The sequence below is a fragment of the Phormidium tenue FACHB-1050 genome, assembly GCF_014696925.1.
Lineage (GTDB): Bacteria > Cyanobacteriota > Cyanobacteriia > Pseudanabaenales > Pseudanabaenaceae > Pseudanabaena.
Genome location: NZ_JACJQY010000017.1, coordinates 1 through 14,652, shown reverse-complemented (window position 1 = coordinate 14,652; position 14,652 = coordinate 1). Strand labels below are relative to the sequence as shown.

The 14,652-nt window shown below is 42.1% G+C and carries 12 protein-coding genes; 6 read left to right on the top strand and 6 right to left on the bottom strand.

The window, feature by feature from the left end; genetic code table 11:
- The first annotated feature begins 22 nt into the window (after positions 1–22).
- On the top strand, positions 23–1,552 hold the full coding sequence (locus H6G05_RS11950) for a tetratricopeptide repeat protein (protein WP_190578399.1): 1,530 nt from the start codon (positions 23–25) through the stop codon (positions 1,550–1,552).
- Positions 1,553–1,582: 30 nt separating this feature from the next.
- A complete protein-coding gene (locus H6G05_RS11945; protein WP_190578398.1) occupies positions 1,583–5,194 on the top strand; it encodes a PAS domain S-box protein in 3,612 nt (1,203 codons plus the stop codon).
- A gap of 35 nt (positions 5,195–5,229) precedes the next feature.
- On the opposite strand, the gene apcD is transcribed toward H6G05_RS11945, so the two are convergent.
- Entirely contained in the window at positions 5,230–5,715 is a 486-nt protein-coding gene (gene apcD, locus H6G05_RS11940) for an allophycocyanin subunit alpha-B (protein WP_094530501.1), read from the bottom strand.
- 146 nt (positions 5,716–5,861) lie between these two features.
- Positions 5,862–8,171, bottom strand: coding sequence for a transglutaminase TgpA family protein (locus tag H6G05_RS11935; RefSeq protein ID WP_190578397.1), 2,310 nt, complete (start codon positions 8,169–8,171; stop codon positions 5,862–5,864).
- Between the two features lie 165 nt (positions 8,172–8,336).
- Here H6G05_RS11935 and H6G05_RS25615 point away from each other — a divergent pair, with 165 nt between their 5' ends.
- A complete protein-coding gene (locus tag H6G05_RS25615) occupies positions 8,337–8,462 on the top strand; it encodes a hypothetical protein (protein WP_277874758.1) in 126 nt (41 codons plus the stop codon).
- Between the two features lie 5 nt (positions 8,463–8,467).
- Here the strand turns inward: H6G05_RS25615 and H6G05_RS11930 are convergent, their stop codons facing one another.
- Genes H6G05_RS11930 through H6G05_RS11920 form a run of 3 tightly spaced genes read right to left on the bottom strand, consistent with a single transcriptional unit; the run spans position 8,468 to position 10,851 of the window.
- Entirely contained in the window at positions 8,468–9,046 is a 579-nt protein-coding gene (locus H6G05_RS11930) for a hypothetical protein (protein ID WP_190578396.1), read from the bottom strand.
- Entirely contained in the window at positions 9,030–9,626 is a 597-nt protein-coding gene (locus H6G05_RS11925; protein WP_190578395.1) for an ABC transporter permease, read from the bottom strand. Before H6G05_RS11925 ends, H6G05_RS11930 begins: the two co-directional genes overlap by 17 nt.
- On the bottom strand, positions 9,619–10,851 hold the full coding sequence (locus tag H6G05_RS11920) for a hypothetical protein (protein ID WP_190578394.1): 1,233 nt from the start codon (positions 10,849–10,851) through the stop codon (positions 9,619–9,621). The genes H6G05_RS11925 and H6G05_RS11920 overlap by 8 nt, the downstream gene beginning before the upstream one ends.
- A gap of 148 nt (positions 10,852–10,999) precedes the next feature.
- On the opposite strand from H6G05_RS11920, the gene purL reads away from it, so the two are divergent.
- From purL to H6G05_RS11910, 3 genes are read left to right on the top strand one after another with little or no spacing between them, the layout of a single operon-like run.
- Positions 11,000–13,324 carry a phosphoribosylformylglycinamidine synthase subunit PurL gene (gene purL / locus H6G05_RS11915; protein ID WP_190578459.1) on the top strand — a complete coding sequence of 775 codons (2,325 nt, stop codon included), beginning with the start codon at positions 11,000–11,002 and terminating at the stop codon, positions 13,322–13,324.
- Between the two features lie 33 nt (positions 13,325–13,357).
- The gene (locus H6G05_RS25610) at positions 13,358–13,483 is read left to right on the top strand and encodes a hypothetical protein (RefSeq protein WP_277874757.1); all 126 of its coding nucleotides are present in this window, start codon (positions 13,358–13,360) and stop codon (positions 13,481–13,483) included.
- Between the two features lie 54 nt (positions 13,484–13,537).
- Positions 13,538–14,272 (top strand): hypothetical protein, encoded by a 735-nt coding sequence (locus H6G05_RS11910; protein WP_190578393.1) that lies wholly within the window; start codon positions 13,538–13,540, stop codon positions 14,270–14,272.
- A 185-nt stretch (positions 14,273–14,457) separates the two neighbouring features.
- Here the strand turns inward: H6G05_RS11910 and H6G05_RS25175 are convergent.
- Positions 14,458–14,652 (bottom strand): hypothetical protein (locus tag H6G05_RS25175; RefSeq protein WP_206756216.1); only part of this gene is annotated, 195 nt, incomplete at its 5' end.

Below are 14,652 nucleotides of genomic sequence, written 5' to 3'. Positions count from 1 at the left end.
TATTCGGTCAAATGGGAGAACCATGCAATACACTGGAAACGCTTGGGATAAAGACGCTCTAAAAAATCCAGAGACAGAATATCAGACTCTATTGGGTTTACTCAGAAACAAGCAAGATTTTGGAATGCTGTTTGTGCGTTGTTCGCCTGCGGAGGGAGAGCAAATAATTAAAAGGGTACGGGCTGATGCAGAGAGCCAAACAATTCGTGTTTTAAGGCTTGATCGCCCGATCGCTGATTTTTATGAAATGTTTGTTGATGAGCCAGATTTACATGCAGCAAATCTATTGTTTATCACAGGTATCGAAGAGTTCTTAGAAAATAAAGTTGATGACTTAGATGATCATGCCTTGGGTGATAAGCTCACCCATCTTCCGCGTCCCCTTGCCCATCTGATCCTATTGCAAGCTAAGCTCAAAGAGAATTTTCCGATTTGTTTTGTATTTTTACTGCCCTTATTTGCGCTGAAGTTTTTTATCGATAGCTATCCTGAATTTTTTGATGAAACTGTTGAGGTATTTGAGTTTCCCACTGACATGGAGTTGATGCGGCAAGAGGCTTTTCGCTGGGTCAGTGACGATCGCTATGAAGCCTATGCTCAAATTAGTGAGGAAGAACGCGATCTCAAATATGATGATCTGCAAAAGCTAATTGCGGCTCAGCCCTTAATTTCGGAACGCCGTATTGAGCTACTACTAGAGCAAGGTGGTTTATTAGTTGCAGGTAATCGTTGTCAAGAGGCGATCGCCAATTGCGATCTCGCGTTACAGATTCGAGCCGATAATCATTTGGCTTGGTATAACCGTGCAGTTGCGTTAGATCTATCTGGTCATCATGAAGAGGCTGTGCAGAATTACCGTCAAGCGATCACCTATAAAGAAGATTTTTATGCTGCGTGGCACAATCTTGGCACTTCCCTAAGTATGTTAGGTCGTTACGAAGAAGCGATTGATAGTTACAATCTCGCTCTTAAACACAAACCTGATTATTACTATTCCTACGGTGGCAAAGGCCTAGTTTGCAGTGTGCTTGGCAAATATGAAGAAGCGATCAATCATTGTGAAAAAGCCCTAGCACTTAGACCCGACTATGTACAGGGGTGGTTTAGTCGCGCCTATGCTTTGGAAAGTATCGGCAAATATGGGGAGGCGGTGGCAAGTTATGATCGCGCTCTGGAGTATAAGCCTCGTGATCATCAAATCTGGTATAGCCGCGCCAAAGCTCTAGAACAATGGGGAAATTACACAGAAGCGATCGCCAGTTACGATAAAGCTTTAGAAATTCGTCCCGATGATTATTATGCATGGAACAATCGTGGTCTGGTACTGAGTAAACTAGAACTCTATGAAGAAGCGATCGCTAGTCATGACCGTGCACTAGAGATCAATCCTGATGACCATTTTGCTTGGTATAACCGTGGCAACGCGCTCAGTGGGCTAGGAATGCTCGAAGAAGCGATCGCAGCCTATGATAAAGCAATCCAAATATCACCGCAAGAACCGCAGGTTTGGCAAAACCGTAAAATTGCTTTGAGAAGACTTGGTTTTGATTAAAGCTTAGGAATATTGCAGAACATAAAGCCCATGACCAAACAGATCAATCCTCTATCTACTAAAGTAATCAGCACTGCGACAACAGGATTCATTCCTACGCAAACCAATCGTTGCGAATGTAAAGGCTGGAGAATCCCTTTAAGCTTATTAATTACATTGCCATTTTTGTTAAACACCTTTGGTATTGTCGGATTGATTGGATGGTTATCTTTTCGGAATGGACATCAGGCTATTCTTCTTCTTGCCAATCAGTTCCACCGTAAAGTTACGGAGCAAGTTCAAGATCGCTTACATTCCTATTTAGAACTTCCCTATACGCTCAATCAACTTAATGCCAATAGCATTGAGTTATCCCAACTCGATCCCAGTGATGAATCGAAAGTCCAAAATCACTTTTGGAAACAGCTACAAAGCTTTCCCCGTATCAGTAATATTTATGTGGCTACGGCTTCTGGTGAATACTTTGGCGCAAGAAGAATTAAAGATGGATTTGCGCTAGAAAATTCTAATTTGACTTTTATGACTGATAATTTTGGACGATCTCAAATAGTTTTGATGCCCAAAAATAGATTTAATTTGAGAGATCGCCCTTGGTATCAAACTATAGTTGAGACTCGAAAAAGTATTTGGACTGAAGTATATACAGATTCGATTGCTGAAAAACCTGCGATCACTGCGATTAAGCCGATCTTTCAAAATGGTTCACTACAGGGGGTTCTGGGTGTGTCAATGCTGTTGGGCGATATCAATCAGTTTTTACAGGAAACAAAAGTTAGTGAAAATGGGCAAACATTAATTATTGAACCTTCAGGGAAATTGGTAGCAACTTCTAATTTGGATGTAGAAACTTCGGCATTAGGTAATAAATCAGAGCGTATTTTAGCAACCCAAAGCCAAAATAAATTAACTCGTGCCGTAGCAGAATGGCTCAAATCACAGCCTGTAACGAATAGCGATGAGATTCAACAGTCAATGATCAAGTTTGAGGGTGAGCAATACTTTATTCAAGTTGGGAAATTGCAGGATGACTCTGGTTTAAGTGGATTGAATTGGCGGATTGTTGTGGCTGTACCTGCATCTGACTTTATGTCGCAGATTAAAGAAAATACAATATCTACAGTGATGCTATGTCTCATTGCCCTTGGATTGAATGCCATCTTGGGAATTATTGCTGCTCGTCGCATCAGTCGTCCCATTGCTCAACTTAGTCAGGCTAGTCAATCGATCGCCAATGGCAATCTCGATCAAAAGGTGGAAGATTCCTGCGTAATTAAGGAATTAGCAATATTGGCAAATTCCTTTAATCAGATGAGCCGCCAGATGAAAAGGTCTCATACCAGACTCGAGGAATATTCACAGCTTCTAATGGAAAAAGTTGATGAACGTACCTATGCATTACAGCAGGAAATTTTGGAACATGAAATCACTGAAGCAGCTTTGAGAGAGTCCGAAGAGAAATTTGCTAAAGCATTTCGTTCTAGTCCTGATGGTATGGCTTTGCTCTCCAATGAAACCTACAAACATGTTGATGTCAATAATAAATGGACTGAGATCACAGGCTATACCCGTGAAGAAGCGATTGGTGCTGCTCCTTCTGATTTAAATCTTTGGGTTAATTTAGAAGAACGCGATCGCATGTTGGCGATTTTAGAAGTTGAAGGGAGAGTATTTAACTACGAAGCGAATTTTGTAACCAAGAGTGGTAAAAGATTTACGGGACTGATCTCTTCGGAAACCATTGAGTTTGGGGGCAAGGTTTTTGCGATTTATGCAGTTAAAGATATTAGCGATCGCAAGATTATCGAAGAAAATATCAAACAGAGTGAAAAGAAATATCGCGATCTCGTGGAATCAGCCAACTGTATTATTCTCCGATGGGATACGCAGGGTCGGATTTGTTTCTTAAATGATTATGGATTGAAGTTTTTTGGCTATCGATTAGAAGAAATTATCGGTACATATATATTAGATACATTTGTCTCTGCTAGAGATGTATCAGGCGAAGATCTGCGAAACATGATTTCAGAAATATGTTGTGCTCCTGAGAAATATCAACTCAACGAGAATGAGAATATTTGTAAAGATGGGCGGCGGGTTTGGGTAACTTGGTCGAATAAGCCGATCTATAACGATCAAGGACAGTTAATTGAAATTTTATCGGTAGGAACGGATATTACCGATCGCAAACAAGCTGAAGAAGAACTACAATCTGCTAAAGAAGTTGCCGATATGGCAAATCGGGCTAAGAGTGAATTTCTAGCGAATATGAGTCATGAATTACGCACTCCCCTAAATGGAATTCTCGGCTATGCTCAAATTCTCAAACGTAGTTACGATCCTGATAAACATAAAGCTGGTTTAGAGATCATTCAACGTAGTGGAGAGCATTTACTGACTTTACTTAATGACATTCTCGATCTTTCTAAAATTGAAGCTAAAAAGCTCGAACTAAATCCGAGTGAATTTGATCTTCCGAAGTTGCTGCAAAGTATTACAGATATGTTCCAGCTACAAGTAGGGGCTAAGGATGTTCAGTTAATCTATCAACCACTGACAGCATTGCCGACTACGATGTATGGTGATGAAAAGCGATTGCGTCAAGTGTTAATTAATCTATTTGGGAATGCCGTTAAATTTACCGATCACGGTAATGTATCGCTGACCGTCAGTACTCAGCCCTGTGAATCTAGTCATAAATATAAAGTCCATTTTGCGATCGCTGATACGGGTGTGGGCATTGATCCTGATAAGTTAGACGACATCTTTTTGCCATTTCAGCAAGTTGGCGATCGCGCTCGGCGATACTCTGGCACTGGTTTAGGTTTACCGATTTGTCAGAAACTTGTGGAGATGATGGGGGGACAACTGCATGTGGAGAGTAGCTTAAATGAGGGTAGTACTTTCTGGTTTGAAATAGAGTTAACCGAAGTTCCTAATCACGTTCCCCATGTAATGCTCGATAGCCGTTCTATTACGGGCTACTTAGGAGACCGCCGCAAGATTTTGATTGTCGATGATAAGACTGAAAATCGGATGGTATTAAGTGATTTATTAACGCCCCTTGGATTTATTGTGGCTGAAGCAGTTGATGGTTATGACTGCATTACTCAAGCGCAGATATTTGAGCCAGATTTAATTTTGTTGGACATGGTGATGCCACAACTGGACGGGCATGAAACCACAAAGCAGTTGCGTCAGTTGCCAATGTTTCAAAAAACTGCGATCGTCATGGTTTCGGCGAGTGCCTTCAATCAAGATCGCAATCTTAGTATTGAGGTTGGGTGCAATGATTTCATTGCGAAGCCCGTTGACCCAGATGCCTTGTTCTATACGATGCGATCGCTACTCAATTTGGAATGGCAATACGAAAATGCACATACGTCTGATCCTAATGCCATACATATTAGTAATGACAAGCCTGAGGCGATCGCGCAACCTCTAATTCCACCCCCCAACTTGACGATTGAGAAATTATTGCAACTGGCTCGCATGGGTGATGTTCTGGCAATTCAGGATGAAGTCACACTTTTACAAGCAAATGATGCCACGTTTACTCCCTTTGCCAATCAAGTATTAGACTATGCCCGTGATTTTCAAATTAAACGCATTCGTGAATTTTTAGAATTACAAATTCATGAATAAATTAGAAGGGGGCGCTTTGCGCCCCCTTCTAATCGTTAAGACATTGCTTGAATGATGTAGTCAAAGTAAGGCTCAGTGGTAGCAGCATCATCTTTGCTCAGTAAAGCTAGAGATGCATTTTTGAGGCAGCGCACTGCATCAGCCATGCCGACTAAAGGAACACCGAGGGAGTTGTACATTTCACGGACACCGATGATGCCGATTTTTTCGATCGGATCTTTATCACCTGCCAAGACCCCATAGGTGGTGAGGCGGATGTACCATGTGAAGTCTCTCAGGCACTGGTTACGTTGCTTTTGACCATAGGCATTACCACCAGGGGAGATGTAATCAGGATGAATTCTAAATAGTTCTTCGGTGGCTTTCTTGACGATTTTGTCTTCGCTTTCTGCCAAGGTTGTGGCAATGCGTACCCTTTGAGCGCCCGTGGCGAGAAAGTTCTGCACACTTTGTAACTCAGAAATGCTGGGATAACGGAGTTCTTCGTCGGCTCTTTCTAAAACTTGACTAACTACACTCATAATTAAAATAAAAAATTTAATATATTCGCCATCTAGTCTACCAAAAGCGGTGAATGCGCCAAGAATTTGTAATAAAATCACAAATCTTCACAATCAAAACCCAAAAGTAGAGTTGCGGCGCGAAGCGCCGCAACTCTACTTTTGGGTCATATTTTGGCTTTTAGCTGCTTGAGCAGCATTTTTAATTCTGCGGCTAAGTTATAGCCGATCGCCTGATTGCCATAACGCCAATCTTGATAGATCTGCGTAATTTTAGCGATCGCATCGGCTTGTTTCTCAGAGACGCGATCGCTGAGGCTAGCCACATACTCTTGAGGAGTTTGGTAAGACAATTTTGGTTTGCCCTGCTCTGATAGCCATTGCAACATTTGTTGATAAGTACGCTGCGGGATCGGCATTTTTTGCAAGCGTTGCCTTTGCCACCACCAGATCGCAAATTGCCACAACGCCCAGCCACCAATACCAATACCAAAGGCGATCGCTAAACCAAAGGCAAATCCAATCCAGCCCATCTCAATTAGCCAATTGAACACTCCACCCAAAAACTTACCGATATTGTCAAATAGGGCTGAAAAAAAGTTGGTCACTGAACTAGGCAGAAATTGGGCGATCCAACTCCAAAAGGTTTGGATTACGCCAAAGGTACGATTGTTTTCTAGCGATGGCGGAAACAGGGGGCGATTTGGTATGGGATCAAAGGAAATCCAACCATAGACAGGGAAGTAAACTTCGACCAAGGATTGAGTATCAATGTTCTGCACCTCATACAGCCCTGTAAATGGGTTGAATTTTCCGGGGGCAAAGCCAACTACATAGCGAGTCGGAATTCCTAGCGATCGCAACATGACTGCCATTGTTGAGACAAAATGGCTTTCCTCGCCCCCACCCTGCTCAATAAACTGAGATACGAGATCGCCCTTAGACTCATCAAATTTTAGAGGTTTAATTGCGTAGTTTTGCTTGACGCTTTGAGCAATCTGTACCACGACATCGTAGGGATTATCCAAAGCGATCAGTTTGCCATCATTATCTTTGGCGTTAGCAATCATACTGAGAGCCTGATTACGCACGTTAGGAGATAAATTAGCGGGAACTTGTAGGTAATAATTGCGAATTGAGCGCGGATATTCGTTGGGTAGTTGGCGCAATTGTTGAGCATCTCGGGCTACCACATTAGAAATTACCGTATAGGTAAGATCTTCTGGCAAAGGACCCGGTCCCCGAATCATCCCCTCTGGATCAATATCTAGCTCTTCACTAGGAAAAAATACCTGTTTCGGCACAGAAGCCGCAGGTACAAGGTTAGGAAAATTTGGTGATGTAATGGTATAGGTTTGGACTACATCTTGGCTAGCTACGGGTTGGAGTGGTTTTTTGATGCCAATGGATGCATGGGGCTGTTGAGCTACAAAAAACTCGTAATTGAAGGGATTACGTCTCACTGTGCGAATTTGGGTGGGATCATTGCGCGAAATCCGCCAGCCCTTACCTGTAAATTCGTCATAGGCCATCACGCGCCAGAATAGCTCGGCTTGCGATCGCACCCGCATCACTAATTCAGGTTGACGCTGTTTACTTTGCTGAGAACCAGAAACTGTGTCAATTTCAGGTGCAAATAATGGCGGCAAGGTTTCTAAATCATTATTGTTCCCTGTTCCTCCAGTGCCATTGGGGCTAGTGCCATTGCCAGACTGTTGCTGGTTTTGTTGTTGTCTCGTTAAAATGTCGCCTCTAGGCACATCTCTTTGGACGGAAAGATTGACACTTACAGGAAAGTTGCGTAGCTGAAAACCTGGAAGACGAGGTAAAAAGGCAAAAATTGTTAAGCCTAACACCAACACGATCGCGAGTAGTCCTGATAAAGGCAATAGAGAAATCCCCATTTTCTCTGGCTGAAAACTTTTGGTGGGAACGCCTAAACGCGATCGGTGATCAAGCAATAAAATTGGAATCCCTAACAATAAAAAAGCAATTAACCATAGTGCAAACACCATTGTTTGACTGAGGGTGGCGGCTAAAGCCATTAGGATTAATCCGATCACAATCGAATAGCCCAAGTCTTTGCGGCGGGGTAGGTCAAAGCTATGCAAAACCTGCAACTGGATTAATAATCGCGCTAGCAATAGTCTAGTTTCGTCTGTATTCCTTACCAGATCTCGCAAAAATACAACTAACATTGCAATCATGGCGATCGCAATGAATAATTTCACGATCACGTTACGTTTGCGCCTTGCGTACCATGCCCAGACTCCTGCGATCGCGCTGAGAGGGATTGCCCAAGCACTATTCCCTGAACTCGCTACGGAGTCCATTGCGCCAATACTAATAAATACAAAGATTTGGACTAGTACCCGCAACGGAATCGAATCTTCAACTCCCGCGATCGTAAATTCTGAAGCCTTTCGCAGTTTGTCAAATGCACCGATCTTGGATCGGGGTTGCTGAATCGTATCCATATGGCTCTGAAGTTAGGGATTATTTGCTTCTAATAACTAGTATAAAACTAGTGTAATCAGTACTATGCTAGATCTATAGCAATCCTAAATGGTTTGTGGAAGGACACCCCATCGGGATGTCCTTCCACAAACCAAAAAAATCCACAAATAATATAGGACTGCTATATGACTGCAAATATCATCACAACCAAGGTTTCCCCAGCCGAAATCAAATCTGAGGGCTTAACCCTTGTTGAATATCAGATGATTTGCGATCGCCTAAATAGTGAACCCAACAAAGTAAAATTTTGAGTGTTTTAAGAAGAGCGTGGTTTGTCTGGGATGTTTATGCCATAAAGAAACATATGCAGAATTTCTAGAGGTGACATTGGTGGGCTGTGGATCATAATATCGTCATTGCTAGGATGGAGATGAAAACGTATATTTCGCTCATCGTTGTTATGATCTGGCAGATTGAGATCAATTCTTAGAAAAGGAACTTTAGTCTCTCCTTCTTTTTGAGGAAACCTTATTTCAAAATCAAATCCTATAATTTGAGCAGGTTTGCCAGTTTCATCGATAGTGATTGCAAAATCAAACCAGCAACCATTGTGAAGTTTAAAATGAGGAATGTCTTGAATACGATTGAAATTTTTTCCTCCACCCATAATTTCCGAATAGCCTTTTTTGTTGATTTGAGATGATGCACCTTTTTTAAGCAATTTACGAATTTCATCTTGCTTTGCTTTCAAAATCTTTTCATCACTGGCAGTTGTTAAACATTTTAAAATTTCTGCCCATAAAGAAGTGGCGTTTTTCACTTCAAGATATGTATTGCCTAAAGAGCGTTCTTGAATCTCAGCACAGATTGTTTGCCAATTATTTTTGTCGCTCAAGCAAGTCACCTCGATTAAGTAAAATTAGCCACTCTCCATATTCTGGATCGGTTGGTAGTTGACGATTCTCAGCTAAAGCAATCACTTCATCATTAGTTTTGCCCGTCCATTCTTGTAGTGCAGCTAGACGGCGATCGCATTCTTCATCACTAAGTATTTCTGCATCTTTTTGTAAATAATATATTCTTGCCCCTAACCAACTAACAAAGTTAGGAGCGTTATGTATCATAAAACCATTAGCTAGCTCAGAAAGTACAATTAATCCTCCTTTATTACCTTTATCTAATCGACTTCTTAAAGCATCGAAAATTTTCCATTCATTATTATCCCAAGTATCTAATTCCCATAGTAAAAAATATTCTTCTGATGCTTCACTAATCTGGTTAATTAAAGCTCTTGCTCCGAATTTACCAGATATAGTACCCGTAATACATTCACTAAAAATCTCAATAGTATCTTTTAAGTCTGCAACTATTGCTTCTATATCATTAATATCAACAACAAGAACCATCCAGATATTGCTATCTATTAATCCTCCATTTCTTTGTAGAAATTCATCTAAAGAAAATCGGTTATCCATTAGTCACACTTACAACCATACTTTCAATAATTGGAGCTAATATAGGGTGAACAACAAACCTTTGTTGTGGATATCTATACTCCAAGATATGTCCTGTCAGTAACAGTTCAAAATCTTCACTTGTACGCGGGAAGAAATATTTTTCAGTCATGACTTGACGAAGAATACTTATATTAGATTCAGTTAGTCCAATTATTTTTGAACGCGCTAGAGATAAAGCTGCTTGCTTTGCGTGTTGTTTTATAATCCTATCTGATCCATCCATGTATGCCTCCTCAATTGAAGCTTGGCAAAGAGACATCAAATCTCTTAGGACTCCTCCAGATTTGAAAGTCAGAAATTCTCTTACTTCTGGACTAATAAGATTTTCACCATCTCTCGCTGTTATGACATCTGCAAAAAAATTCTGTGCTTCACCACTTTCAAAAATATCAAGATAGGGCAAATAGTAGGATGAACTATCGAAACTTGTTATATTTTCTCTCTTCTTATAAATCGTTACAACAGATCCAACTAAAACTGAACCAATCCCAGCATTTTTAATTTCAACTATGTCATTTAAGGCAGAGTCAATAAAAACTTGCGAGTCACTCAATCTATCTAAACCGTCAAAAAGGAAAACTATTTCTCTTTCTATTTTTTCTCGAGCAGCCTTATGCAATTCAGAAAAAGCTTGTAAAACTTGATCTTTATTTTCCTGCTTTTCAGGAGAGAGTAATCCTTTATGATTTGTAACTATTTCTCTTGGCGACATCGATTGGATTATAGATAGAGAGGTATTAAGGCTTTCGCTCAAAGATGAAATAACTTTCGTCTCTTTGTAACCATAAGCCACATTTTCAATTATCTTTTTGCAGCTTTTCAATTTACTATCATCGATATAACCTAAGATTGTTATCAATTCAATTCCAGCGATCGCTATTAAAGCCCCAGATTGAAGATCAGAAATGTCGGCAACAAGACTAACATCAACATAAATAGCTTTGATATCTTCTAATTCATTTAAAGCTTGTTGTGTTAACAGTAACTGCGTTGTTTTCCCCGATCCAATACCACCAAATAATAAATGTACCGAAGAGGGACGGAGCGCAATTTTAGCAGTAATCACTGACACAGGATTATTTGGCAGATTGACATAAAATCCTCGCTCGACAGCACGCTGAGGATTAGAAGTACCTTCAAAAGCTGACATCAGCCTGCGGAAAAATTTCAGGCGATCGGACATGATATTTTTCAACTTAATTGCGAGTTAGTGTTTCCATCTTAACGGATGAACCAAAATCTGCAAAGAAGCCGACTATCGCACTACAGCAAAAAATAGGGTGTTGCGATAAGATGATTATTGCAAGTAAATGATTGTCCCAGATCTAACCATGACCGCCAGTACCACACCAAAATTTTCCGCAGCCGAAATTAAATCTGAGGGCTTGACTCTTGATGAATATCAAATGATTTGCGATCGCCTTGGTCGTGAACCTAACAAAGCCGAATTAGGGATGTTTGGTGTGATGTGGTCAGAGCATTGCTGCTACAAAAATTCGCGTCCGTTACTCAAGCAATTTCCCACCACAGGCGATCGTATTCTCGTTGGACCTGGAGAAAATGCAGGTGTGGTCAAAATTACCGATGATATTGCCATCAGTTTTAAGATTGAAAGCCATAACCGCCCTTCGGCTGTGGAGCCATACCAAGGTGCGGCAACAGGTGTCGGCGGTATTTTGCGTGATATTTTTACGATGGGAGCACGTCCCGTCGCTATTTTGAATTCACTGCGATTTGGTGAACTCTCTGATCCTTGGGTGCGTAGTCGCGTCAATGGCATCGTCAATGGCATTGCTGGTTACGGCAACTGTATCGGCGTTCCTACTGTGGGCGGTGAAGTCTATTTTGATAAGGCATATAACCGTAATCCCCTCGTCAATGCGATGGCGATCGGGATTATGGAAACCAAGGAGATTGTCAAATCGGGTGCGGCGGGAGTGGGTAATCCTGTGGTTTATGTGGGTTCGACTACGGGGCGCGATGGCATCAAGGGAGCGAGTTTTGCTAGTACGGAGATTTCTGGCAAATCAGAACAGAACCGAGCAGCGGTACAAGTGGGCGATCCTTTTTTAGAAAAATCCCTAGTAGAAGCTTGTTTGGAAGCTTTTAAAACAGGTGCAGTTGTTGCTGCACAGGATATGGGAGCAGCGGGTTTGACTTGCTCTACTTCCGAAATGTCTGCTAAAGGCGGTGTTGGTGTAGTTCTCGATCTAGACAAAATTCCTGCTAGAGAAACGGGCATGACTCCCTATGAATATCTGCTTTCTGAATCACAGGAACGGATGCTGTTTGTGGCGCATAAGGGAAGGGAACAAGAACTAATTGATATTTTTGAGCGTTGGGGACTTCATGCGGTAGTTGCTGGAGAAGTTTTAGCGGAACCAATTGTGCGGATTCTCTGGCATGGGGAAGTTGCTGCGGAAATTCCTGCCACAGCCCTCGCTGACAATACGCCCATCTATCATCGTCAGCTAGCGGATACTCCTGACTATGCTAAGAAAGCTTGGGCTTGGGAAGAGAAAACTGCGATCGCCGCCTTTAAATCCATTGCCCCGAATGATGCACTTTTACAATTACTTGATACTCCTGTGATTGCCTCTAAATCATGGGTCTATCGTCAATACGATCACCAAGTTCAAAATAATACGGTGATCTTTCCAGGGGGAGCCGATGCAGCGGTGATTCGTTTACGTAGTCAAGGCTTTGGAGTTGGCGAATTGGGATCATCCCAAGCTCAAATCGATTCTCTTGTCGGTGTCGCCGCTACGGTTGACTGCAATGCTCGTTATGTTTATCTCGATCCTTACGAAGGTGCAAAACTAGCAGTTGCCGAAGCCGCACGTAATCTCTCCTGCGTTGGCTCTGAACCGCTATCTGTCACCGATAATTTGAACTTTGGCAGTCCTGAAAATGCGATCGGTTATTGGCAACTTCACGAAGCTTGTCGGGGAATTGCCGATGCTTGTCGCGAGTTGTCAACGCCTGTGACTGGTGGCAATGTCTCCCTCTACAATGAAACCATTGACTCCGAAGGCAACGCTCAACCGATTTATCCGACTCCTGTAATTGGGATGGTTGGCTTAGTCGAGGATGTCACCAAGGTTTGCGGTCAGGGTTGGCAATCCGTGGGCGATGCGATTTATCTACTCGGTAGCGATCGCACTAGTTTGGCTGGTTCAGAATATCTTGCTTCAGTCATTGGGGAAGTGACAGGTCGCCCACAATCCGTTGATTTTGACCTAGAACGTAAAGTGCAATTCGCTTGTCGTCAAGGTATCACCCAAGGATTAGTAAAGTCGGCTCATGATTGTGCTGAAGGTGGGCTAGCCGTGGCGATCGCCGAATCAAGCATCTCTGGAAAACTAACGGCACAAATTCAACTCGCTAATCCTGAAAGTCAACATCTCACTCAAGTTCTCTTTGGTGAAGGTGCGAGTCGAATTGTCGTTTCTGTCAAAGATAGCGATCGCAATGCATGGGAAACCTATCTCACTAATCAGTTAGGCAATAATTGGCAACATATCGGCAATGTAAGTGATGCAGATCAGAATTTAGAGATCGTGGTGGGGAAAGAGAAGGCGATCGCTGTATCCCTAGCGCAAATTACTAAAAACTTTAATGAGGCAATTCCTAAGCGCATGGGACATACTTTGTAGTTTGATTGAAAATTGCTGTATGGCAGTTTTCAAATGCCCCATGCACAAAAAAACATAGAAGGTGTAGGGGCAATTCATGAATTGCCCCTACACCTTCTATGTCACATTCAACTGACAACCAATGTAATGATCAAGGCGATCGCGATTGGAACAAAATAAATTACAGTTAGTCATATCTAGATAGAACTCTATTGGCATCCCCAAGAGGCATTTATGAGCGCTAAACATATTTCAAAATTAGCAGCCATTTCATCTGTCAGCATGTTAATTAGCGTAGCTGCAACTTCCTTATTGATGGCAAGTCCAAGCTCTGCGGCTCCTCGTTATCGATCGCAAGCTAGATATCAATCACAGGTCGCCCAACCTCGATTTGCTAATCCTCAACCTTCACAAACCAAATCTCCTAATCAAGTTGCTCAAGTGTTTCGCTCGACCTTGAGTTTACCTGCTGGTCAAACAATCGCCACTAAAATCAATCGCCAAGACACTCTCTATATCAACAAGGGAGAAACTGTTAATGCAAGTCTGCTAGTTGCCCAAGACATAGCAGTAAACAATGGGACGGTCTTGATTCCTGCGGGGGCAGTGATCGAGGGACAGTTTGTACCTGCCGAGGGAGGTTCTAGGTTTATTGCCCAAAGGTTTACTAGTCGAGGTTCAACTGTAAGACTTCAGGGTGAATCAGCGTTGATTAATGACATGAAAGATCCGCGCGAAACTGGTGCGGGTGCAATTTTGACCGATGCTGGAATTGGTGGAGCCGCAGGTGCGGTTCTTGGTGGCGTGTTGCGTGGCAATGTGCAGATCATCGATATTCTTGGTGGTGCGGCTGCTTCGGTGCTAGTTGGTAATGTGACAGCACCGCAGGTGACAGTGATTGAACCAAGTACAGTTATTAATGTCGTGACCAAACAAACGATTACGTTTGCAGTGAGGGATGATTACTAATACCAAAACAAAAAACGGCTAAGCCATTTTTTTGTTTTTAAACCCTTACTGGGTTTGGTTTTTAGTTCACAAAAGTGTTGTCACACTTTCATGAATTGATATAGCAAAAAAAAGAGTTAGCTAGTACAAACCAAAACCCAAGAATCGAGTGGCGGCGCAAAGCGCCGCCACTCGATTCTTGGGTTTTATGTCCTAAGCAAAACTTGCGTTGCTATATTAGGCAAAGAGAAAGGCGGTGCGAAGCACCGCCTTTCTCTTTGCTTGGTAATTGTTTTAAAACCTAGATTCAGCAGGTTAAATTTGAAATAAGGTATTTTTAATAAAGAGCAATCAAAATAGCCAAATGCCAGAGATAGACGTACAAGACATAGACCATCTGG